This window comes from Pseudomonas sp. GM18 (assembly GCF_000282195.1).
In the GTDB taxonomy this organism is placed as follows: domain Bacteria; phylum Pseudomonadota; class Gammaproteobacteria; order Pseudomonadales; family Pseudomonadaceae; genus Aquipseudomonas.
In genome coordinates, this window is the sequence record NZ_AKJT01000131.1 from 24,798 (window position 1) to 51,280 (window position 26,483).

The 26,483-nt window shown below is 59.7% G+C and carries 26 protein-coding genes; 23 read left to right on the forward strand and 3 right to left on the reverse strand.

The features are described 5' to 3' along the window. The first annotated feature begins 9 nt into the window (after window positions 1–9). The 6 genes from araG (at window position 10) to PMI21_RS00795 (ending at window position 6,923) form a co-directional block, all read left to right on the forward strand. Window positions 10–1,554, forward strand: coding sequence for an L-arabinose ABC transporter ATP-binding protein AraG (gene araG, locus PMI21_RS00820; protein WP_007942023.1), 1,545 nt, complete (start codon window positions 10–12; stop codon window positions 1,552–1,554). Window positions 1,555–1,563: 9 nt separating this feature from the next. Continuing rightward, window positions 1,564–2,532 (forward strand): L-arabinose ABC transporter permease AraH, encoded by a 969-nt coding sequence (gene araH / locus PMI21_RS00815; RefSeq protein ID WP_007942024.1) that lies wholly within the window; start codon window positions 1,564–1,566, stop codon window positions 2,530–2,532. Window positions 2,533–2,659: 127 nt separating this feature from the next. Next, entirely contained in the window at window positions 2,660–3,373 is a 714-nt protein-coding gene (locus PMI21_RS00810) for a GntR family transcriptional regulator (protein WP_007942025.1), read from the forward strand. Continuing rightward, window positions 3,370–4,368: an ADP-ribosylglycohydrolase family protein gene (locus PMI21_RS00805; protein WP_007942026.1), complete on the forward strand. Its 999-nt coding sequence runs from the start codon at window positions 3,370–3,372 to the stop codon at window positions 4,366–4,368. The genes PMI21_RS00810 and PMI21_RS00805 overlap by 4 nt, the downstream gene beginning before the upstream one ends. Before the next feature lie 154 nt (window positions 4,369–4,522). After that, a complete protein-coding gene (locus PMI21_RS00800; protein WP_007942027.1) occupies window positions 4,523–6,001 on the forward strand; it encodes a purine-cytosine permease family protein in 1,479 nt (492 codons plus the stop codon). Next, a complete protein-coding gene (locus PMI21_RS00795; protein ID WP_007942028.1) occupies window positions 5,994–6,923 on the forward strand; it encodes a PfkB family carbohydrate kinase in 930 nt (309 codons plus the stop codon). Before PMI21_RS00800 ends, PMI21_RS00795 begins: the two co-directional genes overlap by 8 nt. A gap of 122 nt (window positions 6,924–7,045) precedes the next feature. On the opposite strand, the gene PMI21_RS00790 is transcribed toward PMI21_RS00795, so the two are convergent. Further along, the gene (locus PMI21_RS00790; RefSeq protein WP_007942031.1) at window positions 7,046–7,699 is read right to left on the reverse strand and encodes an HD domain-containing protein; all 654 of its coding nucleotides are present in this window, start codon (window positions 7,697–7,699) and stop codon (window positions 7,046–7,048) included. A 163-nt stretch (window positions 7,700–7,862) separates the two neighbouring features. Between PMI21_RS00790 and PMI21_RS00785 the strand changes: the two genes are divergently transcribed. From PMI21_RS00785 to PMI21_RS00745, 10 genes are all read left to right on the forward strand, one after another. Beyond that, the gene (locus PMI21_RS00785; RefSeq protein ID WP_007942033.1) at window positions 7,863–8,345 is read left to right on the forward strand and encodes a GNAT family N-acetyltransferase; all 483 of its coding nucleotides are present in this window, start codon (window positions 7,863–7,865) and stop codon (window positions 8,343–8,345) included. Between the two features lie 155 nt (window positions 8,346–8,500). Beyond that, entirely contained in the window at window positions 8,501–9,163 is a 663-nt protein-coding gene (locus PMI21_RS00780; protein ID WP_007942034.1) for a hypothetical protein, read from the forward strand. Continuing rightward, window positions 9,160–9,654, forward strand: a complete 495-nt coding sequence (locus PMI21_RS00775; protein WP_007942036.1) for a PAAR domain-containing protein — start codon at window positions 9,160–9,162, stop codon at window positions 9,652–9,654. Before PMI21_RS00780 ends, PMI21_RS00775 begins: the two co-directional genes overlap by 4 nt. A gap of 6 nt (window positions 9,655–9,660) precedes the next feature. After that, entirely contained in the window at window positions 9,661–10,401 is a 741-nt protein-coding gene (locus tag PMI21_RS00770) for a hypothetical protein (RefSeq protein ID WP_007942037.1), read from the forward strand. A gap of 6 nt (window positions 10,402–10,407) precedes the next feature. Further along, complete coding sequence (locus tag PMI21_RS29765) at window positions 10,408–10,905, forward strand: hypothetical protein (RefSeq protein WP_033064279.1); 498 nt, start codon at window positions 10,408–10,410, stop codon at window positions 10,903–10,905. A 367-nt stretch (window positions 10,906–11,272) separates the two neighbouring features. Continuing rightward, window positions 11,273–12,265: a 2-dehydro-3-deoxygalactonokinase gene (locus PMI21_RS00765; protein ID WP_007942038.1), complete on the forward strand. Its 993-nt coding sequence runs from the start codon at window positions 11,273–11,275 to the stop codon at window positions 12,263–12,265. 19 nt (window positions 12,266–12,284) lie between these two features. Beyond that, window positions 12,285–12,905, forward strand: a complete 621-nt coding sequence (locus PMI21_RS00760; protein WP_007942039.1) for a 2-dehydro-3-deoxy-6-phosphogalactonate aldolase — start codon at window positions 12,285–12,287, stop codon at window positions 12,903–12,905. Between the two features lie 62 nt (window positions 12,906–12,967). Next, window positions 12,968–14,116 carry a galactonate dehydratase gene (dgoD, locus tag PMI21_RS00755; RefSeq protein WP_007903915.1) on the forward strand — a complete coding sequence of 383 codons (1,149 nt, stop codon included), beginning with the start codon at window positions 12,968–12,970 and terminating at the stop codon, window positions 14,114–14,116. Window positions 14,117–14,276: 160 nt separating this feature from the next. After that, complete coding sequence (locus tag PMI21_RS00750; RefSeq protein WP_007942040.1) at window positions 14,277–15,587, forward strand: MFS transporter; 1,311 nt, start codon at window positions 14,277–14,279, stop codon at window positions 15,585–15,587. Between the two features lie 60 nt (window positions 15,588–15,647). After that, complete coding sequence (locus PMI21_RS00745; protein ID WP_007942041.1) at window positions 15,648–16,451, forward strand: IclR family transcriptional regulator; 804 nt, start codon at window positions 15,648–15,650, stop codon at window positions 16,449–16,451. Here the strand turns inward: PMI21_RS00745 and PMI21_RS00740 are convergent. Then, entirely contained in the window at window positions 16,448–17,500 is a 1,053-nt protein-coding gene (locus tag PMI21_RS00740; protein WP_007942042.1) for an NAD(P)-dependent alcohol dehydrogenase, read from the reverse strand. The genes PMI21_RS00745 and PMI21_RS00740 overlap by 4 nt on opposite strands. A 205-nt stretch (window positions 17,501–17,705) precedes the next feature. Between PMI21_RS00740 and PMI21_RS00735 the strand changes: the two genes are divergently transcribed. After that, window positions 17,706–18,596 carry an AraC family transcriptional regulator gene (locus tag PMI21_RS00735; protein ID WP_007942043.1) on the forward strand — a complete coding sequence of 297 codons (891 nt, stop codon included), beginning with the start codon at window positions 17,706–17,708 and terminating at the stop codon, window positions 18,594–18,596. Between the two features lie 83 nt (window positions 18,597–18,679). On the opposite strand, the gene PMI21_RS00730 is transcribed toward PMI21_RS00735, so the two are convergent. Further along, window positions 18,680–20,344, reverse strand: coding sequence for an electron transfer flavoprotein-ubiquinone oxidoreductase (locus PMI21_RS00730; RefSeq protein ID WP_007942044.1), 1,665 nt, complete (start codon window positions 20,342–20,344; stop codon window positions 18,680–18,682). 547 nt (window positions 20,345–20,891) lie between these two features. Here PMI21_RS00730 and PMI21_RS00725 point away from each other — a divergent pair. The 6 genes from PMI21_RS00725 (at window position 20,892) to PMI21_RS00700 (ending at window position 26,413) form a co-directional block, all read left to right on the forward strand. After that, the gene (locus tag PMI21_RS00725; RefSeq protein WP_007942046.1) at window positions 20,892–21,641 is read left to right on the forward strand and encodes an electron transfer flavoprotein subunit beta/FixA family protein; all 750 of its coding nucleotides are present in this window, start codon (window positions 20,892–20,894) and stop codon (window positions 21,639–21,641) included. Next, the gene (locus tag PMI21_RS00720; RefSeq protein ID WP_007942047.1) at window positions 21,642–22,571 is read left to right on the forward strand and encodes an electron transfer flavoprotein subunit alpha/FixB family protein; all 930 of its coding nucleotides are present in this window, start codon (window positions 21,642–21,644) and stop codon (window positions 22,569–22,571) included. Window positions 22,572–22,769: 198 nt separating this feature from the next. Then, complete coding sequence (locus PMI21_RS00715; protein WP_007942048.1) at window positions 22,770–23,597, forward strand: substrate-binding periplasmic protein; 828 nt, start codon at window positions 22,770–22,772, stop codon at window positions 23,595–23,597. Window positions 23,598–23,606: 9 nt separating this feature from the next. Next, a complete protein-coding gene (locus PMI21_RS00710) occupies window positions 23,607–23,963 on the forward strand; it encodes a DUF4398 domain-containing protein (RefSeq protein ID WP_007942049.1) in 357 nt (118 codons plus the stop codon). Next, on the forward strand, window positions 23,960–24,772 hold the full coding sequence (locus PMI21_RS00705) for an OmpA family protein (RefSeq protein ID WP_007942050.1): 813 nt from the start codon (window positions 23,960–23,962) through the stop codon (window positions 24,770–24,772). The genes PMI21_RS00710 and PMI21_RS00705 overlap by 4 nt, the downstream gene beginning before the upstream one ends. 201 nt (window positions 24,773–24,973) lie before the next feature. After that, entirely contained in the window at window positions 24,974–26,413 is a 1,440-nt protein-coding gene (locus tag PMI21_RS00700; RefSeq protein ID WP_007942051.1) for an aminotransferase-like domain-containing protein, read from the forward strand. The last annotated feature ends 70 nt before the right edge of the window (window positions 26,414–26,483 follow it).

Sequence of the window (26,483 nt, forward strand, 5' to 3'; positions counted from 1 at the left end):
AGGTGGGTTATGCACGCACACGTACAAACAGATGAACAGCGCATTGGCGGCAGCCTGCGCTTCAACGGGATCGGCAAAACCTTTCCCGGGGTGAAGGCGCTGGACGGCATCAGCTTCGTCGCGCATCCGGGGCAGGTTCACGCCTTGATGGGCGAGAACGGTGCCGGTAAATCCACGCTGCTGAAAATCCTCGGCGGTGCTTACACGCCGAGCAGCGGCGACCTGCGGATCGGCGAGCAGACGAGGGTCTTCAAATCCACTGCCGACAGCATTGGCAGCGGGGTTGCGGTGATCCATCAGGAGCTGCACCTGGTGCCGGAAATGACCGTGGCCGAGAACCTGTTTCTTGGCCATCTGCCGGCGAGTTTCGGCCTGATCAATCGCAGCGTTTTACGGCAACAGGCATTGGCCTGCCTCAAAGGCCTGGCCGATGAAATCGATCCGCAAGAGAAAGTCGGGCGCTTGTCCCTCGGCCAGCGGCAACTGGTGGAAATCGCCAAGGCGTTGTCCCGTGGCGCGCATGTGATTGCGTTCGACGAACCCACCAGCAGCCTGTCGGCGCGGGAGATCGATCGCTTGATGGCGATCATCGGTCGCCTGCGGGACGAAGGCAAAGTGGTGCTTTACGTCTCCCATCGCATGGAAGAAGTGTTCCGCATTTGCAATGCGGTGACGGTGTTCAAGGACGGTCGCTTTGTGCGCACCTTCGAGGACATGAGCGCGCTGACCCATGACCAGTTGGTGACGTGCATGGTCGGTCGCGACATTCAGGACATCTACGATTACCGCAGCCGCCCCCGTGGCGCGGTGGCGCTCAAGGTTGACGGTTTACTGGGGCCGGGTTTGCGTGAACCGGTGAGTTTCGAGGTGCACAAGGGCGAGATCCTTGGTCTGTTCGGCCTGGTTGGCGCGGGTCGCACCGAGCTGTTTCGCATGCTCAGCGGGCTTACCCGCAACACGGCCGGACGCCTGGAATTACGCGGCCATGAACTGAAACTGCGTTCACCACGCGATGCCATTGCGGCGGGGATTCTGCTGTGCCCCGAGGACCGCAAGAAGGAGGGCATCCTGCCGCTGGCCAGCGTTGCGGAGAACATCAACATCAGCGCCCGCGGCGCTCATTCCACCTTCGGGTGCCTGTTGCGCGGGTTGTGGGAAAAGGGCAACGCCGACAAGCAGATCAAGGCGCTGAAAGTGAAGACGCCCAACGCGGCGCAGAAAATCATGTACCTGTCCGGCGGCAATCAGCAGAAGGCGATTCTCGGTCGCTGGCTGTCGATGCCGATGAAAATCCTGCTGCTCGATGAGCCCACCCGCGGCATCGACATCGGCGCCAAAGCCGAGATCTACCAGATCATCCATAACCTGGCCGCCAGCGGCATCGCGGTGATTGTGGTGTCCAGCGACCTGATGGAAGTCATGGGCATTTCCGACCGCATCCTGGTGCTCTGCGAAGGCACGATGCGCGGCGAACTGACCCGCGAACAAGCCAATGAATCCAACCTGCTGCAACTGGCTTTGCCACGCCAACGCGCTGCCGACGTGGCGAACTGAGAGGTGACTATGACCATCCAAAACAACACTCTGCCAACCCCGCGCAAACCGCTGGACCTGCGACGCTTTCTCGATGACTGGGTAATGCTGTTGGCGGCCGTCGGGATCTTCGTGCTCTGCACCTTGCTGATCGACAACTTCCTGTCGCCGCTGAACATGCGCGGTCTGGGCCTGGCGATTTCCACCACCGGGATTGCCGCCTGCACCATGTTGTATTGCCTGGCGTCGGGGCATTTCGACTTGTCGGTGGGCTCGGTGATTGCCTGCGCCGGCGTGGTCGCGGCGGTGGTGATGCGCGACACCAACAGCGTGTTCCTCGGCGTCAGTGCGGCGCTGGTGATGGGGCTGATTGTCGGGCTGATCAACGGCATCGTGATCGCCAAACTGCGGGTCAATGCGTTGATTACCACGCTGGCGACCATGCAGATCGTTCGTGGCCTGGCTTACATTTTTGCCAACGGCAAAGCGGTGGGCGTGTCCCAGGAGTCGTTCTTCGTCTTCGGTAACGGCCAGTTATTCGGTGTGCCGGTGCCGATTCTGATCACCATCGTTTGCTTCCTGTTTTTCGGCTGGCTGCTGAATTACACCACCTACGGGCGCAACACCATGGCCATCGGCGGCAACCAGGAAGCGGCGCTGCTGGCCGGGGTCAACGTTGACCGGACCAAGATCATTATCTTCGCCGTGCACGGGGTGATTGGTGCGTTGGCCGGGGTGATTCTGGCGTCGCGCATGACCTCGGGTCAGCCGATGATTGGCCAGGGTTTCGAGCTGACGGTGATCTCGGCCTGCGTGTTGGGCGGGGTATCGCTGAGCGGCGGGATCGGGATGATTCGGCATGTGATCGCCGGGGTGCTGATTCTGGCGATCATCGAGAATGCGATGAACCTGAAGAACATCGATACCTTTTACCAGTACGTGATTCGCGGTTCGATCCTGTTGCTGGCGGTTGTGATCGACCGACTGAAACAACGCTGATTTTCCCTGGGGGAGCGGGCTTCACCGATCGTTCCTACGCTCTGCGTGGGAACGATCTTCGCGCCCCACAAAATATTCCTTGCTCGCCTCAACCCGTTTCAGCTATGACAGTACACCCGAGGTGTACATGATTAGACCGGTACGATTTGACAAGAAACAACAGATAGTCGACGAGCTTGTCCGGCGCATCGAAAGCGGCCTCATGGAGGACGGCTTGCTATTGCCGGGTGAACATCAGTTGGCTCAAGAATTCAAGGTCAGCCGCGGTACGCTGCGTGAAGCCCTGGCCGAACTGAAACGGCGTCACTACATCGCCACGCAAAGCGGAGTCGGTTCCATCGTTACTTACGACGGCGTAGTGCTCGATCAGAGCAGCGGCTGGGCCCAGGCGCTGGCGGACAGCGGGGCGTTGATCAATACCGAAGTGCTGCGGCTGGAGGCGGTGACTCGGCCTGACTTGTTGTCACGTTTCGGCACCGATCAATTCGTTACCCTTGACCGGCGTCGGCGGGCCACCGACGGCACGCTGGTGTCGCTGGAGCGCGCGTTGATGCCTGCTACCGGAGGCCTGGAAGGCCTGCCGCGAGTGGGGCTGATCGATAATTCCCTGACCATCACGTTGGCCGCCTACGGCTATGTCGGCGAGCACGGCGATCAGTGGATCGGTGCCGAACCCTTGAACGCCGAAGACGCCGAGCTGCTCGGGCGTCCGGTCGGCACGGTATTTCTCAAGGCCCTGCGCACCACCTACGACCGTCAGAACCGTTTTATGGAGCAGGTCGAAAGCCTGCTCGATCCGATGCACTTTCGTCTGCATTTGCAATTCGGAGCTCCAAAATGACCGCGCTCAACCATGCCCTCGGCGCGTTCTATGGACTGGCCCTGGGCGATGCGCTGGGCATGCCGACCCAATCCCTGAGCCGCGCCGACATCAAGGCGCGCTTCGTTGAAATCACCGATCTGCAAGACGCCGGCCCCGATCAACCGATTGCCGCGAACCTGCCCAAAGGTTCGATCACCGACGATACCGAGCAGGCGATCCTGGTCGGCCAGTTGTTGATTGAGGGCGAGGGCCGGATCGAACCGGCGGTGCTGGCCCAACGATTGATCGAATGGGAAGCCGGGATGCAGGCCAAGGGCTCGCAAGACTTGCTTGGCCCTTCGACCAAACGCGCGATCGAGATGATCCTCGCCGGCCACTCGCTGGAAGAGGCGGGGCGCTACGGCACCACCAATGGCGCGGCGATGCGCATCACCCCGGTAGGGATTGCGGCCGATGTCGCCAATCCCGAGCGTTTCATCCGTGCCGTGATGCAAGCCTGTCAGGTGACCCACAACACCTCGCTGGGGATTGCCAGCGCGGCGGCGGTGGCGGCGGTGGTTTCCGCCGGGATCAACGGCATGGACCTGGGCGAGGCGTTGAACCTCGGCCAGCAGTTCGCGCAGCAGGCTGAAAGTCATGGCCACTGGGTCGCTGGCGGGCGGATCGCCTCGCGCATCAGTTGGGCGCGGAGCATCGGCATCGACAGCGACAAGGCGTTGCTGGCGGACTTGCTGTACGACCTGATTGGCACTTCGGTGGCCTCACAGGAATCGGTGGTGGTCTCGTTTGCGCTGGCCCAGCAAGTGGCTATCGGCGAGATGACGGCCTTCGAAGCGCTGTGCATGGCCGCGAGCCTGGGCGGTGACACCGACACCATCGCGGCGATGCTCGGCGCCATGCTCGGGGCCTGTCTGGGGCTTGAGAGTTGGCCGGTGGCGATGATCGAGCAGGTTAAAGCGGTTAACTCGTTGGAGTTGGAGCCGTTGGTAAAAGGACTGTTGGCTTTACGTTGACTGAGCTGGCCCCATCGCGGGCTGCCCGCGATGAATACGCCGCATACTTGAATTTTCACCCGCAATGGAATGCACAAACACGGGCAGGACGGCCGGCTGTTGTTTTGTCCTCCGAAATTGCCCACAACCACAATAATGGCAAGGAGCATTTTTCATGAGTTCATCGAGCGCCGGGCAAAGTTCCGGACAAAGTGCCGGACAACTGGAAACCCGTGGCATCGAACCGGTGCCGGAAGGGGAGTGCAACGGTCATCCGCTGCAACTGTTCTGGGTGTGGTTCGCGGCCAACATTTCCATTCTCGGCTTGCCGTTGGGCGCCACGCTGGTGGCCTTTCGCGGCCTGGCGATCTGGCAGGCAATCATCGTCGCCATCCTCGGCGCCGCCGGTTCTTTCGCGGTGGTCGGGATCATCTCCATTGCCGGTCGTCGTGGTCGCGCACCGAGCCTGACGCTGTCGCGAGCGATCTTCGGTGTACGTGGCAATATTGGCCCGACGCTGGTTTCGCTGATGTCGCGTCTGGGCTGGGAAATCGTCAATACCACTACCGCCGCGTTCGTCTTGCTGTCGCTGTGCTCGATAGTGTTTGGCTCGCCGGTGCAAGCCAAAAGCGCGCCGCTGCTGACCCTGGTGTTCATCGCGATTTTCGTGCTGCTGACGTTGTCGGTGTCCGGCCTCGGCCACGCCACATTGCTGGTGATCCAGAAATGGGCGACTTACGTGTTCGGTGCGCTGAACATTCTGGTCGGCGGTTTCCTCTGCGCGACCATTGACTGGAGCGCCGTGTTCAACGCCACGCCAGCACCGTTGAGCGCGATGATTATCGGCATCGGCACCATGGCCGCCGGCACCGGGATCGGCTGGGCCAACGCCGGCGCGGACATGTCGCGTTACCAGCACCGCAGCGTCAAAGCCGTGCGCCTGGTGGCGTCGGCGGCGTTCGGCGCAGGGATTCCTTTGGTATTGCTGATCACCCTCGGCGGCCTGCTGTCGGTGGGCAACCATGATCTGGCCTCGGCCACTGACCCGATTGTCGCGATCCGCGACATGCTGCCGACCTGGATGGCGGTGCCGTACCTGATCACCGCGTTCGGTGGGCTACTGCTGTCGAACAACCTGTCGGTGTACTCCGCCGGTTTGACCACCTTGACCCTCGGGCTGAAGGTCAAGCGCGTGTATGCGGTGGTGGTCGATATCGTCGCGATCTTCGCCGGATCGATCTACTTCATGCTGATCGCCGAGAGCTTCTACGGTCCGTTCATCACCTTCATTTCCTTGCTGGCGGTGCCGATCACGGCGTGGGTCGGGATCTTCGTGGTCGACCTGATCCACCGTCATTACTACAGCCCCAAGGACCTGCTGGACGTCAGCCCGAGCAGCGCCTACTGGTATCGCGGCGGCGTCGAGTGGCGTGCGTTCGGTGCGTGGGCGATGGCGATTGTGTTGGGTTTCAGCTTCACCACCATTGGCACCACTGAACAAGATGTCTGGTTCCGGGGCTTCCTGTCCGACTCCTGGCTGGGCCACAACGGTCTGGGCTGGATCGTGACGTTCGTGGTGGCTGGCGGGATTTACTGGGTGCTCGGCGGTGCCAAGGACCGCCGTGCCGCATTGATCGAGCCCGCTCATGCCTAAAATGCTGCACACCGGCCAGGTCATCATCGATCTGGTCATGGCGGTGAATAAACTGCCTCATTCGGGCGGCGATGTGCTGGCGCAATCCGCCCGTTTCGAGGCCGGCGGCGGCTTCAATGTGATGGCCGCGGCCCGGCGAAACGGCTTGCCGGTGGTTTACCTCGGGCGCCATGGCAACGGCCGTTTTGGTGATCTGGCCCGGGAGGCGATGAATGCGGAAGGCATTCGCATCGGCGTCGATCAGAGCACCGAGCGCGACACCGGATTGTGCGTCGCACTGACCGAAGCCTCGGCCGAACGCACGTTCATTTCCTACATCGGTGCCGAAGGCGAATTGACCGCCGAAGACCTGGCGAGTGTGCCGGTCGAGGCGGGCGACTTTGTCTATGTCAGTGGCTACAGCCTGCTGCATGGCGGCAAGGCTCAAGCGCTGGTGGATTGGGTGCTGGAGTTGCCGGACGGGATCAACGTGGTGTTCGATCCGGGCCCGTTGGTGGATTCGCCGGACGCGCCGTTGATGAAGGCCTTGCTGTCGCGCATTGATTTGTGGACCAGCAACAGTGTCGAGGCGCTGCGGTTTACCGGGGCGTCGGACATTGCCGAGGCGTTGAATCATCTGGCGGATCATTTGCCGGCGCACGCCCTGATGGTGGTTCGCGATGGGCCGCAGGGCTGCTGGATCAGCCAGCATGGCGACCGTCAGCAGGTGCCGGGATTCAAGGTCACGGCCGTCGACAGCAACGGTGCGGGGGATGCCCATGCCGGGGTGTTTGTTGCCGGGTTGGCGCAGGGCTTGCCGGCGGTTGAAGCGGCACGGCGGGCGAATGCGGCAGCGGCGTTGGCGGTCACTCGTTGGGGGCCAGCGACTTCGCCGGAGGCGGCTGAGGTGGATGCGTTGATCCGCGAGACTTTTGGCGCCTGATCAGCCGCTATCGGGATGGGTGCCTTATGAGCGACGAGCGGTCCCGGAGGCGAGTTAGGCCTGCTGCAACGTTGTGCTCCTCCTGACGTGACGACAGATCAACCGACCCACGGTGAAGTCGGTCAGCAAACGCCGATTTCTTCCATGAACAGCTCCATGAATCCCTTCAAGCGTTGATGGCGAACCTGTGCCAGACGCTGGCCGGTGGTCGTTTGGAAACCGTCTGCCAAGTGCAGCAGTTTGGTCTGGAAATGATCGAGGCAAAAGCGTTTGTCGTCGTAGTCCCGCTCGTTTGCCTTCGGGTCCACAGGGTCGTACAGCGCGCTGCCCATGCGCCCGGCAATGTAGAAGGTACGCGCCACGCCGAGCATGCCGAGCGAGTCGAGGCGGTCGGCGTCCTGGATGATTCGGGCTTCGAGGGTAGTGGGCGTGATGTTGGCGCTGAAACTATGGGCCTCAATGGCATGGGCGACCGCGGTGATATTTCCGTCAGGCCAATCCATGGCTGTCAGCACTGTCGACGCTTTCTGCGCCGCCAGCCGTGACGCCTGGGAACGCAGCGGCGAGTTCTTCTCCACCGCCACGCAATCGTGCAACAGCACGGCGGCCAGCAGCACCTCAAGATCACCGCCTTCTTCAGCATGAAGCGTGCGCACGTTGTGCCACACCCGTTGCAAGTGCGACAGATCGTGGGCACCGTCCTCACTAGGTTCCAGCGCATGGGGCAGCAGTTCAGAAGCCAGATTCTGCAGAGGTGCGAAAGCAGCGGTGGTCATAAAAGTCCTTAAGTATGAAAACGCTTTTGTGGCGAGGGGGATTGCCCCAATGCCAGTAAGTTAAACCGTAAATGCGATCCGTAGCAGCCTCGACCATTTCAAATGTGACGAGCGCCGCGCGCGGACTTAGTATGGCGTTTTCAACTTTTGACAAGGCACGTCCATGACGATCGAAATCCGCCCGGCAACCCCCAGCGATGCTCCGCAAATCCTCGCGTTCATCACTGAACTGGCCGACTTCGAACGTGCCCGCCACGAAGTCATCGCCAGCGTCGCCGACATCGAGCGCAGCCTGTTCAGCGAAGGCGCCACCGCCCATGGCCTGATCTGCCTGCGCGATGGCCTGCCGATCGGCTTCGCGGTGTTCTTCTTCAGCTATTCCACCTGGCTGGGCAGCAATTGCCTGTACCTCGAAGATCTCTACATCACGCCAGAACAACGGGGCGGCGGCGCCGGTAAAACCCTGCTGCGCCACCTGGCGAAAATCGCCTGCGCCAATGACTGCGGCCGTTTCGAATGGAGCGTGCTGGACTGGAACAAACCGGCGATCGAATTCTACAAATCCCTCGGCGCACAACCGCAGGAAGAATGGGTGCGGTACCGGATGGATGGGGTGGTTTTAAGGGATTTTGCCGAGGGACGCTGATCGCTTGATTGCAAGCTGATACGAATCGGTTGTCCGCACCGCGCTAGTTCGGCATTCTGTGCGCTCTTTGCGCGCTCACGGACGACACCTGCAATGCCTTTGACACTCTTTCTCCACGCCCGTGGAGCCTTCGCTACGTCAATGAGTGACCGGCGATGAGCGGACTTCGGGCGACGATGCGTTTGTATGGCCTGGTGAAAAACCTTGGCTCCACGGACGACCGCCATCGCCAGTCGGTGGACATCCTTTGCACCCTCAACCGCACGGGAGGTAAGGCGATCCGGGCGTTCGTCTCGCGTCTGGACGCCGAGTTGATGACGCGCAGTCGCGGTCTTGAGGAGTACCGCGTTGTCCCGCTTCGCACGTTCGATCCAAATCAGTTGATCCAGGATCATCAGGGCTGGCTGACGCTGCACGTCTGCTGTGGCTTCGTTGTCTTGGCGGATCAATCGTTATTGAACGATGGCACATTGTTGCCCATGGGCTGGTACGTCTATTCCGACGTCGGTCAATGGACCGCAGAGCATTACATCGACTTCGGCCCGCAGATGACCAGCCTGCTGCAAACGTCCTATGACCGGATCGGCTTGCGCGACTACAACGCCTGGCTCAACGACTTCGACAGCGTCTCGGATGCGGATCTGGAATGGCAAGTCGCCGAAGCCTGGCAAACCCTTCACAACGTTTCATCCCCCGACAGCCATGACAATTGTCACGCGCTATTCGACCCGGTCGATAACCGCTGGCGCTTCGCCGCGGCCGACATTGATGTCTATCAGCCTCACCCTGAACCTCAGAAGCAAGGAGCTTTGACTTGAGTGGAAAACCCGCTGCGCGCGTCACCGACCCTACCGCGTGCCCGTTGCCGGGCCATGGCACCAACCCGATCGTGTCCGGTTCCCCGGACGTGTTCTTCGACGGCCTCGCCGCTGCCCGCATGACCGACAAATCCGCCTGCGGCAGCCCGATCACCGGCGGCGTCTCGGGTACGGTATTCATCAACGGCCTCAACGCCGCAACGCTCGACAGTACGGGCGGTCATGGCAACGTGGTGGTTGGGGGCTCCGGCACGGTCATTATTGGCCAGAGTGGCGGAGGGGCGCCATTTAGTGGGTTGCTGCCGATGCCGGTGCATTTCACGGACAGGTTGCAAGTGGTCAATGAGGCAACTGGAGAGCCGGTTCCCTATCACCCCTACACCATTCAGCGTGGGGACGGCAGCGAAGAGCATGGCATCACGGATGCGTCCGGGTTTACCCATACCGTCAGTTCGCATTTGGCTGAAACCATTAAATTGTTTGTGGAGTGACCAAGGATGGCCGGTGAAAACGCGACAGTAGAAGCACCCTTGGCGAAAAGAGAGGTGAAAACTCATACGCTTACGTGCAAGACGGATCAGTCTGTTAAGCAGGTTTCTGTTTCTCTACGAAATTTTGTTGTGTTTTTTATAGGTGGTGCCGGGGATCAGGAGAGCTACTATTTAAGTGGACCGAATAATAATGTGGATGATGTGCGTGAGATATTCCTCAGTGATGCAAAGAAGCTAAAATTTCCGAATGGAAAATTTGAGTCGTGGCCTCTTGGTTACAATGATTTTATTAGTGATAAAGATTTATCAGAAAATGTGCTGAAAAAAATACCTGATTGCTCTACGGCGGTATACATCATTGGTCATAGTCTTGGAGGATGGAATGGCGCGCACCTGTCCAGTGTTCTGACCGATAAAGGCTACAAGGTAAGAATGTTGATAACAATTGACCCGGTTGGCGAAGGTAAGATTGTTTGGAGTATTTCGAACATATATAGATTACAGCCTAAGCCGAAAGCTGAGTATTGGGTTAATATTCGAGCTGCTGCCGCGCCTGAAAAGCGCAATATGTCTGACAGGGTCGCAGATTTTGGCGAACAGTGGGAAATTGTAGATGGGCCGGATGTGATGGGGCGGGTTGATGTAAACCACGCCGATGCACATATTATGTACATTCGACCATTGAATAATGGAAAAACGGCACGGCAAATACTGAATGAGTCGGTTCTGAACTATTTTAAGGAATAGTATTTGATGTTTCGATGCGTTTTGTTGGTGGTTATTGCCTTATGCGCTTCGTGTTCTCTTAATCACGGAAAACCGATCGCGACGCTTATATATTCCGATGTTGATGAACTAAGAGATACTGGGATATATCAGGTGCGCTTTACTTCGGATGTTGCGCTTCTTGATCTGTTCCAGTCCAGCATCGGTCAAGGATTGATCTGCGCAGTTGATGATGATCTCGATTTTGCCGTGGCTCATCAGATAAAACGATCTGGCTATGGTTTGGTGGAACGAATTGAAGGTGACGCGGTATACAAATACCAGGCTGATGTTATTTTCAGGGAGTCAACCGGAGAAAAAGGGGCAGAGATTTTTCCGGAGGGCGAGGCTTTGAGTCGTTGGCTGACTAATCGAAGCTATATTTCCTGTGTATTTCGGGTTCATACCACGACCTACAAGACTTACTTTTCAAACGTTATGCGTGTTCCAACGGTCGACTTGGTGCGAGCTATCGAGAGAAAATAAAAATCCAGCGCTTGGCGAGGCCTCTTGTCAGGAACAAGGAGCCTCGGGATTTTTCATGTCTCCGGCGTCGCTTCCCAGTTACCGCTCATCAAACCATCAAGTGCCTGCCTCACGGTGATCTTGAAAACCCCGGCCTTTCCCTCATCGAAGGCCGATTTCCAGTACGTATACCCCTGATTGAAATCCGCAATCTCGGCGGTCTCACCCACGCGGTGGGTGAGGCTGCGTTGCAGAGCTTTGGCGAAGAAAATCTAGCTATATCTGCAAATCCCATAATATGGGAATGATATTTATATATTGAGATTTTATTGCGTGCAGGTTTATAGTCCAGCCCACTCACTGTCCAAAAAACAAAACAGGTGAAGCGATGCTGGCGCAATTGATCGCGCTCGATTGGGGGACAACCTCATTACGTGCTTACAAACTCGGCTTCGGTGGCCAGGTGCTGGAACAGCGTGCGCTGTCGTCCGGGATCATGCAGTTGCCCAAGACGCCGCGAATCATCGCCGGTCAGGCGTGTTCCGACGGTTTTGAACTGGCCTTCGACGAGGCTTGCGGTGACTGGCTCGATGCGCAGCCCGATTTGCCGGTGATTGCTTGCGGCATGGTCGGCAGTGCTCAGGGCTGGCGCGAAGCGGCTTACTGCGACACGCCGGCGAACGTCGCCAATCTCGGAACTTCCCTACAAACCGTCCGCAGTCTTCGCGGCGTCGATGTGCACATCGTGCCGGGCGCGATTCAGCGTTCGCGCTTACCGAACGTGATGCGCGGCGAGGAAACCCAGGTCCTCGGCGTGTTGCAGAATCTGCCGGACGAGGCGGGTAGCGATCTGTTGATCGGCCTGCCGGGCAGCCATTCGAAATGGGTGGAAGTGGCCGATGGCTGCATCGTGCATTTCGATACTTTCATGACCGGCGAAGTCTTCGCCGTACTCAGCGAACACAGCATCCTGGGGCGCACTCAGCAGCGCGGCGGGTCTTTTGATGGCGCTGCTTTTGACCGTGGCGTGCAAGTGGCGCTGTCGGCGGACGGCGAGATCGGGCCGCTGTCGACGCTGTTCAGTGCCCGCAGTCTGGGGCTGACCGGCGAGCTGAGCGCCAGCGCTCAGCCGGACTATCTGTCCGGCTTGTTGATCGGCCATGAACTGTCGGCCCTGGCCAATGTGCAGCGGCGTCGTCGCAACAGCGTGCATCTGCCCTCGATCATCCTCATCGGCAACGTCCAACTCTGCGCTCGCTACAGCCGGGCGCTCGACGCCTGCGGTTTTGCCCGGGTGACCCTGGCCGAGCAGGCCACCGAACGCGGCTTGTGGCAGCTGGCGGTCGCCGCCGGCCTTATCACTGCAAACCCATCCCGTTAAACCTGACTGGAGGTCTGACATGCTCAAGCAAGCATTGGCACAAAACGGTCTGATCGCGATCTTGCGTGGCCTGCGTCCGCAAGAGGCGGAAGCCGTCGGCGAAGTCCTGTACTCGGCCGGATTTCGCGTCATCGAAGTGCCGCTAAATTCCCCTGAGCCGTACGAAAGTATCCGCATCCTGCGCAGCACATTACCCGCCGATTGCCTGATCGGCGCGGGCACGGTGTTGACCCCGGAACAGGTCGAGCAGGTGAAAGCGGCGGGCGGCCAGGTGATCGTCATGCCCCACAGCGATGCCAAGGTATTGCGCGCGGCGAAGGCAGCGGGGCTGTTCCTGTCGCCGGGCGTGGCGACGCCGACCGAAGCCTTTGCCGCGCTGGCCGAAGGGGCGGATGTGCTGAAGATGTTCCCGGCCGAGCAGATGGGCCCTGCGGTAGTAAAAGCCTGGCTGGCGGTGTTGCCGGCGGGAACGGTGCTGGTGCCGGTGGGCGGGATCACGCCAGACAACATGCAGGTGTTTGTCGAGGCCGGCGTCAAAGGTTTCGGTCTCGGCTCCGGGTTGTTCAAACCGGGCATGACGGCTGACGAAGTGGCGGTGCGCGCCAAGGCGTATGTCGCTGCCTGGAATGCCTTGCGTTAAGACTTTTTTGGCGCCGAGCGCGCTACTTCTATAAGCGCTGCATCTACAAGAAGAGAGCACAGATGAAAATCACCAAACTCACCACCTTCATCGTTCCGCCGCGCTGGTGCTTCCTTAAGGTCGAAACCGACGAGGGCGTGACCGGTTGGGGCGAGCCCGTGGTTGAGGGCCGCGCGCACACCGTCGCTGCTGCGGTCGAGGAATTGTCCGACTACTTGATCGGTAAAGACCCACGCAACATCGAAGACATCTGGACCGTGCTCTACCGTGGCGGCTTCTACCGGGGCGGGGCGATCCACATGAGCGCCCTGGCCGGTATCGACCAGGCGTTGTGGGACATCAAGGGCAAGGCGCTGGGTGTGTCGGTCAGCGATTTGCTGGGTGGTCAGGTGCGGGACAAGATCCGGGTTTATTCGTGGATCGGTGGTGATCGCCCGGCGGACACTGCTCGCGCCGCGAAAGAAGCGGTCAGCCGTGGTTTCACTGCGGTGAAAATGAACGGCACCGAAGAGCTGCAATTCCTCGATTCCTTCGAGAAAGTCGACCTGGCGCTGGCCAACGTTGCCGCCGTGCGCGATGCGGTCGGCCCGAATGTCGGCATCGGCGTGGACTTCCATGGTCGGGTGCACAAGCCGATGGCCAAGGTGCTGATGAAGGAACTCGACCCGTACAAACTGATGTTCATCGAAGAGCCGGTGCTCAGTGAAAACTACGAAGCCCTGAAAGAACTGGCGCCGCTGACCAGCACGCCGATTGCCCTTGGCGAGCGGTTGTTCTCGCGCTGGGATTTCAAGCGTGTGCTCAGCGAAGGCTACGTCGACATCATCCAGCCCGATGCGTCCCACGCGGGCGGTATCACCGAAACCCGCAAGATCGCCAACATGGCCGAAGCCTACGACGTGGCGCTGGCGCTGCATTGCCCGCTGGGCCCGATTGCCCTGGCGGCGTGCCTGCAACTGGACGCGGTTTGCTACAACGCGTTCATTCAGGAACAGAGCCTGGGCATCCATTACAACGAGAGCAATGACCTGCTCGATTATGTGAAAGATCCGCGGGTGTTCGACTACGACAAAGGCTTCGTGAAGATCCCCAATGGCCCGGGCCTGGGGATCGAGATCAACGAGGAGTACGTGATCGAACGCGCGGCGGTCGGCCACCGCTGGCGCAACCCGATCTGGCGCCATGCCGATGGCAGTTTTGCCGAATGGTGATACTCAAGCGGTGATCGTTCCCACGCTCTGCGTGGGAATGCCTCACCGGACGCTCTGCGTCCGCTCTTGGGACGCAGAGCGTCCCTGCCTGCATTCCCACGCAGAGCGTAGGAACGATCAACCACTACGACCTCAATAACCATAAGAAGAGGCACCCCCCATGCAACCGCAAACCCTCACCGGGCAGGCGTCGTTGGTGACGCCCAGTCGCAAGCGTTTTTTCATCATGGTCCTGTTGTTCATCACGGTGGTGATCAACTACCTGGACCGCAGCAACCTGTCCATTGCCGCCCCGGCGCTGACCAGCGATTTGGGCATCGATCCGATCCATGTCGGGCTGATTTTTTCCGCGTTTGGCTGGACCTACGCCGCCATGCAGATCCCCGGCGGCTGGCTGGTGGACCGGGTGCCGCCGCGCATTCTCTATAGCGTCGCATTGCTGCTGTGGTCGCTGGCCACGGTGATGCTCGGCTTCGCCGCCAGCTTCATTGCGCTGTTCGTGCTGCGCATGGCGGTCGGTGCACTGGAAGCGCCGGCGTACCCGATCAACAGCCGCGTAGTGACAACCTGGTTCCCCGAGCGCGAACGCGCCACGGCCATCGGTTTCTACACCTCCGGGCAGTTCGTCGGCCTGGCGTTCCTGACGCCGGTACTCGCCTGGCTGCAACACCAATATGGCTGGCACATGGTGTTTGTCAGCACCGGTGCGGTGGGCATCCTGTGGGCGGTGATCTGGTACGCGGTGTATCGCGAACCACGGGATTTCAAGGGCGCCAATGACGCGGAAATCGAGCTGATCCGCGAGGGCGGCGGGTTGGTGGATATTCAGGCCGAAGCCGCCAGGGCCAAGGCGAAATTCAGCTGGATCGACCTCGGGATTGTCCTGAGCAAACGCAAGTTGTGGGGCATTTACCTCGGCCAGTTTTGCCTCAATTCGACGTTGTGGTTTTTCCTGACGTGGTTCCCGACTTATCTGGTGAAGTATCGCGGCATGGACTTCATCAAGTCTGGCTTGCTGGCGTCGCTACCGTTTCTGGCGGCCTTCGTCGGCGTGCTGTGTTCGGGGTTCTTCTCGGACTTTTTGATTCGTCGCGGCTGCACGGTGGGCTTTGCTCGCAAGTTACCGATCATCGGTGGCTTGCTGATTTCCACCTCGATCATCGGCGCCAACTTCGTCGAGTCGACGCCACTGGTGATTGCCTTTCTCGCGCTGGCCTTCTTCGGCAACGGTCTGGCCTCGATCACCTGGTCGCTGGTGTCGACCCTGGCCCCGGCACGCTTGCTCGGACTGACCGGTGGGGTGTTCAATTTCATCGGTAACCTGGCGGCGATTACCACGCCAATCGTCATCGGTTTCCTCGCCTCCGGTGATTCGTTTGCCCCGGCGATCACCTATGTCTCTGTTCTGGCGTTGCTGGGTGCGCTGTCCTACGTGTTGCTGGTGGGCAAGGTCGAGCGTATCAAGTTGTAGTCGCAGCCGTCGGGCGACCATAATGCCGCCCGTTCTCTCGCTCAACGGTAAAGGCTGGATATGCAGGAAGACGCCCCAAAAATCGCCAAGGACGCCGCGCCGACCGGCACCCAGACACTGCTTCGTGGCTTGGGTGTGGTGCAGGCGGTGGCCAGTGGCGCCCGCGATCTCAAGGAAATCGCCCGGCTGATCGGCACGACGCGCAGCACCACCCATCGTCTGGCCAGTTGCCTGGTGGACGAGCGTTATCTGCGGGTGGTGCCGCAAGTCGGCTATCTGTTGGGGCCGAAACTGATCGAGCTGGGTTTTCAGGCGCGCGAAGAGCTGCCGTTGGTGACGCTGGCCGGGCCGTATCTGGATGAGTTGTCGGCGTTGACCGGCGACACCATTCACCTGGCGATTCGCGAAGGCGACGAAGTGCTGTACCTGCACAAGAATCCGGGGCGCAACGGCCCGGAAATGCGTTCGCGGGTCGGCCATCGCATGCCGTTGGCGCGTACCGGGATTGGTAAGGCGCTGATGCTTGATGACTCGCAGGAAGAATGGCAACGGCTGTATGAAATCAGCTTGCCGGTGGGCGGGAAAAATCAGTTCTGGCCGCAGCACCCGGAGCAATCCTGGGAGCAGTTTCAGCAGCGCATGACCGAGTACGTGGCCGGCGGTTACGCCTTCGACCTGGAAGACAACGAACCGTCGATCCGCTGCGTGGCGGCGCCGATCCGCGATGCCAGCAAGCGCATTGTCGCCGGTATCAGCATCGCCAGCACCGTGCCGTACATGCCGCTGGAAAAAATGGCCGAGCTGATTCCCCTGATCAAAGGGGTCACAGCCCGGCTGTCAGCGGAATTGGGCCTGAAGGTTTAGAGTTTCAGCGTCGCCATGTCGATCACGAAGCGGTACTTCACGTCACCGGCGATCATGCGGGTGTAAGCCTCGTTGATCTGGCGGATGTCGAGCATTTCGATGTCACAGGTGATGCCGTGCTCGGCGCAGAAATCCAGCACTTCCTGGGTTTCGGCAATGCCGCCGATCAACGAACCTGCCAACACGCGACGGCTCATCACCAGGTTGCCCGCATGCAACGGCGGATCGACCGGCTCGATCAAGCCCACCAGAATGTGCACGCCGTCGAAACGCAGCGTATCGAGGTAGGGATTGAGGTCGTGCTGCACCGGAATGGTGTCCAGCAGGAAGTCGAAATGTCCTGCGGCGGCCTTCATCTGTTGCGCGTCGGTGGATACGATCACGTGGTCCGCGCCCTGACGACGAGCTTCTTCAGCCTTGCTCGCCGAGCGGGTGAACAACGTCACTTCAGCGCCCATCGCCTTGGCGAACTTGATGCCCATGTGGCCGAGGCCACCCATGCCGAGAATTCCGACCTTGTCGCCGGCCTTGACGCCGTAGTGCTTGAGCGGCGAGTAGGTGGTGATGCCGGCACACAGAATCGGCGCGGCGCTGGCCAGGTCGAGTTTCTCCGGGATACGTACGACAAAGTGCTCGCTGACCACGATGCTGTCGGAGTAGCCGCCCATGGTGTTGCTGCCATCGACCCGGTCCGGGGTGGCATACGTCAGGGTCGGACCTTCGAGGCAGTATTGCTCCAGATCGGCCTGGCAGGCTTCGCAATGGCGGCACGAGTCGACCATGCAACCGACGCCGACCAGATCGCCGACTTTGTGTTTAGTAACGTTCGCGCCGACGGCGGTCACTTTGCCGACGATCTCATGGCCGGGCATCAGCGGGTAAACCGCAATGCCCCACTCGTTGCGCGCCTGGTGGATGTCGGAATGGCAGACGCCGCAGTAGAGAATCTCGATTGCCACATCGTCGGCTCGTGGGCTGCGGCGCTCGAATTTCATCGGGGCGAGGGGCGTGGTGGACGACTGAGCGGCGTATCCGATGGCGGTGTACATGGTGAACCTCGCAAAAGCAGTGACAGGTGAGGCGAGCCATTCTGGGCACCGTACGGGTGACCGGCCATGGCGATTCCTCCGGGTGTCATGCCTAATCCTCCGGCATGCGCCTTCGTTGGGTCGCATTGGCGTTCAGACCTGCGATGATGTTTTCATCCCTTTTTTCGCGACTTTTTTTGTGACTTCTTTTGTGAAGAGCTCCCCCATGTTGTTGACCCGTCATCTCGATGCCAATGCCACGCTGGTTTCGCTGATCCAGCCGTTGACCACACGCGATGGTTTCGCGCCTACCGCGTTGCCGGGCGTGCAGATTTTGCGGGCCAGTTGTGATTTGGCCCGTGGCCCGCAAATCTACGAGCCAAGCTTGGTCATCATCGCCCAGGGCAGCAAATTGGCGTATCTGGGGCCGCGTACTCTGGAATACGGCGCCGGGCATTATTTGATTCAGGCGCTGCCGGTGCCGTTCGAATGCGAGACGTTTTCGGCTCCGGATGGCCCGATGCTGGGCGTTTCCATCGCCATTGACCGGGTGTTGCTCGGTGAGTTGGTGCTGGCCATGAGGCTGGCGCCGGGGCGTTATATCGAGGCGCAGACGCCAGAGTCCATGACTTCGGCGGTGCTTGATGATGCGATGCGTGGTTGTGTTGAACGGTTGTTGCGTTGCCTGCACGATCCGCTGGAGTGTCAAGTCATGGGGCAGGCGCGATTGCGTGAATTGTTGTTCGTCGCCTTGCGTGGGCCGCAAGCCGATGTATTGCGGGCGCTGGTGGAGCAACAGGGGCAGTTCGCCCGGATCGCGGCCTCGTTGAGCCATCTGCATGCGCATTACACCGAGCCGCTGAACGTCGAGACCCTGGCCAGTTGCGCGAACATGAGTGCGTCGACGTTTCATGAGCATTTCAAGCGCAGCACCTTGTTGTCGCCGGTGCAGTATCTGAAGCGTTTGCGTTTGCTCAAGGCCCGGCAGTTGTTGCTGGGCGAAGGACTGGGCGTGGCCCAGGTGGCGCATCGGGTGGGGTATCAGAGCACGTCGCAATTCAGCCGTGAGTACAAGCGCTACTTCGAGCGTAATCCGGGGGATGAGCGCGTTGCCTGATCCATAGGGCTTTGTGGTGACGCTTGAATTGCGGGCAACAAAAAGGCCCCCGTTCAGGGAGCCTTGTTGTTCAAGCGATCGACTTACATGTTCGGGTAAGTCGGGCCGCCGGCACCTTCCGGTGCCACCCAGGTGATGTTCTGTGCAGGGTCCTTGATGTCGCAGGTCTTGCAGTGAACGCAGTTCTGGGCGTTGATCTGGAAGCGTTTCTCGCCGTTTTCCTGGGTGACGACTTCATACACGCCGGCCGGGCAGTAACGCTGGGCAGGTTCATCGTACAGCGGCAGGTTCTTGCTGATCGGGATGCTCGCGTCGGCCAACTTCAGGTGGCACGGCTGCTCTTCTTCGTGGTTGGTACCGGAGATGAACACCGAGCTGAGCTTGTCGAAGCTGATCTTGCCGTCCGGTTTCGGGTAGTCGATCTTCTTGCAGTCGACCGCCAGTTTCAGGCACGCGTAATCCGGCTTGGTGTCGTGCAGGGTGAACGGCAGTTTGCCGCCGAAGATGTTCTGGTCGATCCAGTTGAAACCGCCGCCGACGATGGCGCCGAACTTGTGGATCGCCGGGCCGAAGTTGCGGCTGGCGAACAGTTCGTCGTAGAGCCAGCTCTTCTTGAAGGCGTCGACGTAAGTGGTCAGCTCTTGCGTGCCGTCCAGGTCGGCGAACAAGGCATCGGCCACGGCGTCAGCGGCAAGCATGCCGGACTTCATCGCGGTGTGGCTGCCTTTGATCTTGGCGAAGTTCAGGGTGCCGAGGTCGCAACCGATCAGCGCGCCGCCCTTGAAAACCATTTTCGGCAGCGAGTTCAGGCCGCCTTTGCAGATGGCACGGGCACCGTAGCTGACGCGCTTGCCGCCTTCCAGGTATTGCTTGAGCACCGGGTGATGCTTGAGGCGCTGGAACTCGTCGAACGGTGACAGGAAGGTGTTGCTGTAGGAAAGATCGACGATCAGACCGACCACCACCTGGTTGTTTTCCAGATGATAGAGGAACGAACCACCGGTGTTCTCGGTGCCCATGATGTCCAGCGGCCAGCCGGCGGTGTGGACCACCAGGCCTGGCTGGTGCTTGGCCGGGTCGATTTCCCAGATTTCTTTCAGGCCGATGCCGTAATGCTGGGCGTCGGCTTCGCTGTCGAGGTTGAAACGCTTGATCAGCTGCTTACCGATGTGGCCGCGGCAACCTTCGGCGAACAGCGTGTACTTGGCGCGCAGTTCCATGCCTGGGGTGTACAGGCCTTCTTTCGGATTGCCTTCGCGGTCAACACCCAGATCGCCGGTGATGATCCCGCGAACCACTCCGTTCTCGTCGAACAGCGCTTCCTGAGCGGCGAAGCCCGGGTAGATTTCCACGCCCAGGTTTTCGGCCTGCTGGGCCAGCCAGCGGCACAGATTGCCTAGGGAGATGATGTAGTTACCTTCGTTGTGCATGGTCTTGGGCACAAAGAGGTCTGGAATCTTCTGCGCGCTGTCAGCGTTCTTCAGAACGAAGATGTCATCGCGGGTGACCGGCGTGTTCAGCGGCGCGCCGAGTTCTTTCCAGTCCGGGAACAATTCGTTCAGGGCCCGTGGTTCGAACACGGCACCGGACAGGATGTGAGCGCCGACTTCGGAGCCTTTTTCGACCACGCAGACGCTGATTTCCTTACCGGCTTCGGCGGCCTTCTGCTTCAAACGGCAGGCGGCGGACAGGCCAGCGGGGCCGGCACCGACGATGACCACGTCGAATTCCATGTATTCGCGTTCCACAGGCTATCTCCTACTCAAGGCTCAACAGTTTTTTTTCTAATTGGAGGTTGGGTGTCGCATCCATGAATTCCCCACAACGCGGGGAAGAGGACAATCGATGAACCACCTTTCTCTCTGGGTGGCGCATTATATCTACACCACTCTTAGCGTCCAATACAAACGTTTGTTTGAATCGGCTCAAAGCCAGATAAATCAAAGTCACGCGGCTTATGACTGGCCATTTTGCCGTATTGACCGGAATAGGTGTTCCGGTCAAGATACGGGCGGTTTTGCGCTCGCCGTAGGCTGATTGTTGGTTCCAAGAGCACCTCTAAAGACAGGGCGATGGCAGTACCAGGTGATGCGTTGTGCAGGTTTTGCACGCAGTTTACACGCCGCGATAATGAATGACTCGTCGGTCACCACTGACGAACGGTCATCAGCCTCGTGAGCAAGGTTCACCCGATACACCTGCCAGCGTTTTTAGAGGTGCCCTTGTGCCCCATGTGCATCAACCGCCAGGTTCGCCTAGGCGACTTTCTTTTCACCGGAGAGTAACGAGGAATCCATGAAGGTTCTTGTAGCTGTCAAACGCGTTGTGGATTACAACGTCAAGGTTCGCGTCAAGGCGGACAATTCCGGCGTCGACCTCGCTAACGTCAAGATGTCGATGAACCCGTTCTGCGAAATCGCAGTGGAAGAAGCCGTACGTCTGAAAGAGAAAGGCGTTGCGACTGAAATCGTCGTCGTTTCCATCGGCCCGTCCACCGCTCAAGAGCAACTGCGCACCGCGCTGGCTCTGGGTGCCGACCGCGCCATCCTCGTCGAATCCGCTGAAGATCTGACTTCCCTGGCCGTGGCTAAACTGCTCAAGGCGGTGGTCGACAAGGAACAGCCTCAGCTGGTGATCCTCGGCAAACAAGCCATCGACAGCGACAACAACCAGACTGGCCAGATGCTCGCAGCATTGAGCGGCTACGGTCAGGGCACATTCGCATCCAAAGTCGAAGTCAGCGGCGACAGCGTTGCCGTGACTCGCGAAATCGACGGCGGCGCGCAGACGGTTTCCCTGAAGCTGCCGGCCATCGTCACCACCGACCTGCGTTTGAACGAGCCGCGCTACGCGTCCCTGCCAAACATCATGAAAGCCAAGAAGAAGCCTCTCGAAGTGCTGACTCCAGACGCTTTGGGCGTTTCCACCGCCTCCACCAACAAGACCGTGAAAGTCGAAGCGCCGGCTGCACGCAGCGCGGGTATCAAGGTCAAGTCGGTGGCTGAACTGGTCGAGAAACTGAAAAACGAAGCGAAGGTAATCTAAATGACTATCTTGGTTATTGCTGAACACGACAACAAAGTGCTGGCTCCGGCCACGCTGAACACCGTGGCTGCCGCTGCCAAAATCGGTGGCGACATTCACGTTCTGGTTGCAGGCCAGGGCGCTGGCGCCGTGGCTGACGCCGCAGCGAAAATCGCTGGCGTGGCGAAAGTGTTGGTGGCCGATAATGCCGCCTACGCGCATCAACTGCCGGAAAACGTTGCTCCACTGGTAGCCGAGCTGGGCGCTGGTTACAGCCACATCCTGGCCGCCGCCACTTCCAACGGCAAAAACATCCTGCCGCGCGTTGCCGCTCAGCTGGACGTTGACCAGATCTCCGAGATCATCTCGGTCGAAAGCGCCGACACCTTCAAGCGCCCGATCTACGCCGGTAACGCCATCGCCACCGTTCAATCGAACGCTGCGGTCAAAGTGATCACCGTGCGTGCTACCGGTTTCGACCCGGTGGCTGCCGAAGGTGGTTCGGCTGCCGTTGAAGCCGTTGCCGCTGCTCACGACGCCGGCACTTCCAGCTTCGTCAACGAAGAATTGGCCAAGTCCGATCGTCCGGAACTGACCGCTGCCAAGATCGTCGTTTCCGGCGGCCGCGGCATGCAGAACGGCGACAACTTCAAACACCTGTACGCCCTGGCCGACAAGCTGGGCGCAGCCGTGGGTGCTTCCCGCGCCGCGGTCGACGCAGGTTTCGTACCCAACGACATGCAGGTCGGTCAGACCGGTAAGATCGTTGCGCCACAGCTGTACATCGCCGTCGGTATCTCCGGCGCGATCCAGCACCTGGCCGGCATGAAAGACTCCAAGGTGATCGTTGCGATCAACAAGGACGAAGAAGCGCCGATCTTCCAGGTGGCCGATTACGGCTTGGTGGCAGACCTGTTCGAAGCCATCCCCGAGTTCGAGAAGCTGGTCTAATCCGGCGGCTTGACTTATAAAGAGCCCGGCCTTTTGGTCGGGCTTTTTTTTGTGCTTTGTAGGAGCTGTCGAGTGAAACGAGGCTGCGATCTTTTGATCTTTCGCTTGGGATTCAAGTGGAGCTGAAAAGATCGCAGCCTCGTTTCACTCGACAGCTCCTACAGTTGGCATATCCGGGATTGAGAGGAGTGTTTGGCCATGGATCTGCGCCTTGTATGGGGTTTGCTGGGATTATCGCTATTGCCAGGGCTGTCGTTTGCCGCGGGCAAGTGCGAGCGCCTGATCGTGACCGGCAGCCCGGACGCACCGCCGTACCTGTGGCAAGACCCGCAAAACCCCAAGCACCTGATCGGCGCCAGTGCTGATCTGTTGCAGCAAGTGGCGGGGGAGTTGGGCATCAAGGTTGAGCTGCTGTACGCCGGCAAACGCTCCCAAGCCCTGGATGAAGTGCGCAGCGGGCGCATGGACATGCTGGCCGATGCGCCCTTGGCGGTAAATGAGCTGGAAAATCTGGATTACATCCATCCAGCGCTGCTGGAAAACGACTATCTGGTCTGGACTCGCAACGACTCGCTATTGGTCTACAACGAAGCGCAGGACCTTCACGGTCATCCCGGCGCGTTGTCGGAAAAGGCTCGAGTGACCTCTTCATTCGGCACTTTCGCCGAGCAGCAATTGACCCTCGTGCGCACACCCAATCTGACTCAGGCCTTTCAGAAATTGCTGCTGGGCGAGGTGGAATTTGTCCTCGCCGGCCGTTACTCGGGCATGGCCATGGTGCAAACGCTGGGGATGGCCAATGACTTGATGGCCCACCCACAACCCATCGACAAACCCGGCCTGTACCTCGCGGTTTCCCATAACTCCGCCTGCAACGATCCTTGGTTGCGCGGACAGCTGGCCAAAAAGATGACAGAATTGCCCGCGTCCGGACTGACGGAAGCTGCGTTGCTGCGCAATATCGAGCGTTGGAAAGTGCAAGGCTCACAACAGCAGCCACAACCTGTCAGTACCCCAAAACAGTAGGGATTTTTAGTGAATATTCGACCTCTTTTCGCTGCCCTGGCCGTTCTGGCTCTGGCGGGTTGTGCAGCCGATCCGGCGCCGAATGAACAAATACGCCTGACCGAACAGGCCCTCGAACAAGCCAAGGCCGTGGGCGCTACCGCCGAGGAAGTGCCGGAGCTGAAACTGGCCCAGGACAAGTTCAACCGTGCCAAGGGCAACATGGCCGACCAGTCCTTCAAGAATGCGCGTATGCGGGCCGAGCAGGCCGAGCTGGACGCGCGCCTGGCCGAAGCCCGGGTCCTGACCCACAAGAGCGAGGAGCAGTTGAGCGTGCTCAATACCCGCATCACCCGCCTGCGCAAGCAACTGGGAGATGCCCAATGAACCTCAAGACCCAAGTACTCGGCGGCTTGATCCTGGCCGGCTGCGCAAGCCTCTATGGCTGCGCCGGTCAACACAGTGAAGCCGCGTTGCAGCAGGCCGGCACCGACTTCCAGAAGGTCAAGGAAGACTCCAACGTGCTGCGCATTGCGCCCAAAGACGTGATCCGTGCCGGCGAGTCCCTGGCCCGCGCCGATCGTCTGTCCAGCTACTGGGGCAGTGGTTCTGACGTGGTGCATTACGCCTACCTGAGCCAGCGCTACAGCGAAATCGCCCGGGAACACACCAATCAAGTGCTCAACGAAGAGCGTGCAGCGAAGCTCGAACTCGAGCGTCAGCGCCTGCAACTGGCACTGCGTGAGTCCAAATTGCTCAGCGTGCAGCAACAGGGCAAGTGGCTCGAAGAGCAGATCGTGGCGTTGGCGACCACCCAGACCGACCGTGGTCTGGTGATGACCCTGGGTGATGTGTTGTTCGACACCGGTGAAGCGGAACTGAAGAGCTCGGCGAACCGTGTGGTGCTGAAGATCGTCCAGTTCCTGCAACTCAACCCCAAGCGCGTGGTGCGGATTGAAGGCTACACCGACAGCACTGGCGGTAAACAGGAAAACCTCAAGCTGTCCCGCGACCGTGCGCAATCGGTGGCCGACGTGCTGACGGATCTGGGCATCGACGACAAACGCATCCAGGTCGAAGGTTACGGCGATGAATACCCGGTGGACGCCAACGCTTCCGAGCGCGGTCGTGCCCAGAACCGTCGTGTGGAGATTGTATTCTCCGACGAAAAAGGCCAGCTCGGCGCCGCCCGCTGAGGGCTGCGTCACTGGAAAGCCCGGCCTGTTCAGCAGCGCCGGGTTTTTTTGCGCCTGTTGAATGCGTCGTAAAACAGTACAGATTTTGCTGACACCGCACTGTATGGTCGACTATTGTGGCAACTGTCCCAGTACACTTCTAAACTGTTCCGGTATTGTTTCACACAAGAATAAAATGCCCGTGAAATCGAGTGCTGCGTCATGACCAATCTCTTGCTCTATCAACGTATTGCTCAGCAACTGGCCGAAGACATCCGCCGCGGTGTCTATCAGCCAGGAGAGCGCGTGCCTTCAGTGCGCAAGATGAGCTCGCAGCTCAACGTCAGCCATGCGACGGTGTTGCAGGCCTACGCCAACCTTGAAGATCAAGGGCTGATCCGTGCCCGGCCGCAATCCGGTTACTACGTGCACCAGACGCCCGCCCTGACGGCACCGACCCCGGACATCGCCCGGGTCGAGCGCCCAGGCCTGGTCACCCGCAGCAGCATCATTCAGCAAGTCCTGGTCGAATCCCGCCGCGAAGGCGTATTCCCGTTGGGCGCGGCTGTACCGAGTGTCGATTATCTGCCGGTGCGGGCACTGCATCAGCAACTGGCCAAAGTCACCCGTTTCCATAGTCCGCGGGCGTTCAGCTACATGTTCAGCCCTGGTTTCGAGCCGTTGCGTCGGCAAGTGGCGATCCGCATGCGCGATGCCGGCGTGGTGGTTGATCCGTCGGAAGTGGTGATCACCCACGGCTGCGTCGATGCGTTGCAGATGTCTCTGCGCGTATTGACCCGGCCGGGCGATCTGATCGCCGCCGAGTCGCCGACCTATTACGGTTTGCTGCAACTGGCCGACCTGCTGGGGCTGAAAGTCATCGAGATCCCCAGCGATCCGGCCACCGGCATGAGCCTCGAAGCCTTGCAACTGGCGGCTAACCAGTGGTCGATCAAGGCACTGGTGCTGACCACGCGCCTGAGCAATCCCTTGGGCGGCACCATGCCCGAAGAGCGGCAGAAACAACTGCTGCGCCTGGCTTCGGATTTCGATATTCAAGTCGTTGAAGACGATATTTACGGCGAACTGATGTTCGAGCAGGGCCGCACCAAATCGCTCAAGGCCTATGACCGGCTGGATCGGGTGATTTATTGCTCCAGCTTCTCCAAAACCCTGTCGCCCGGCGTGCGGATCGGCTGGATGATTGCCGGCAAGTACCAGTCGGAAATCCAGCGCCTGCAGACGTTCAGCACGCATTCGGCCTGCAGCGTCACGCAAATGGGCATTGCGGCCTATCTGGAGAACGGCGGTTACGACCGGCATTTGCGTTACATCCGTCAGGAGTACCGCAAGAACCTCAGCGCTTTCCAGTTGGCAGTGCAGCAATACTTCCCGGAAGGCACACAGATGACCCGGCCTACCGGCGGTTTCATTCTGTGGGTCAGTCTGCCGGGGCGGGTCAATACGCAAGAGTTGCATGTGCGTGCGTTGCAGCAGGGCATCAGCATTGCGCCGGGGCTTATTTTCAGTAACACCGAGCAATTCAATCACTGCATTCGCCTGAACTGCGGCATCCCCTGGAACCGCGAGGCCGAGCGTGCATTGATGACGCTGGGGCTGCTGGCGACACAACTGTGTCAGGAGACAACGAGCGGTTATTGACTTGCCGGGCAGTTATGAACGGCCCGCTTGTCTTGTCGCCTCCAACAGGCGAGCATATGACTTTCTGCCG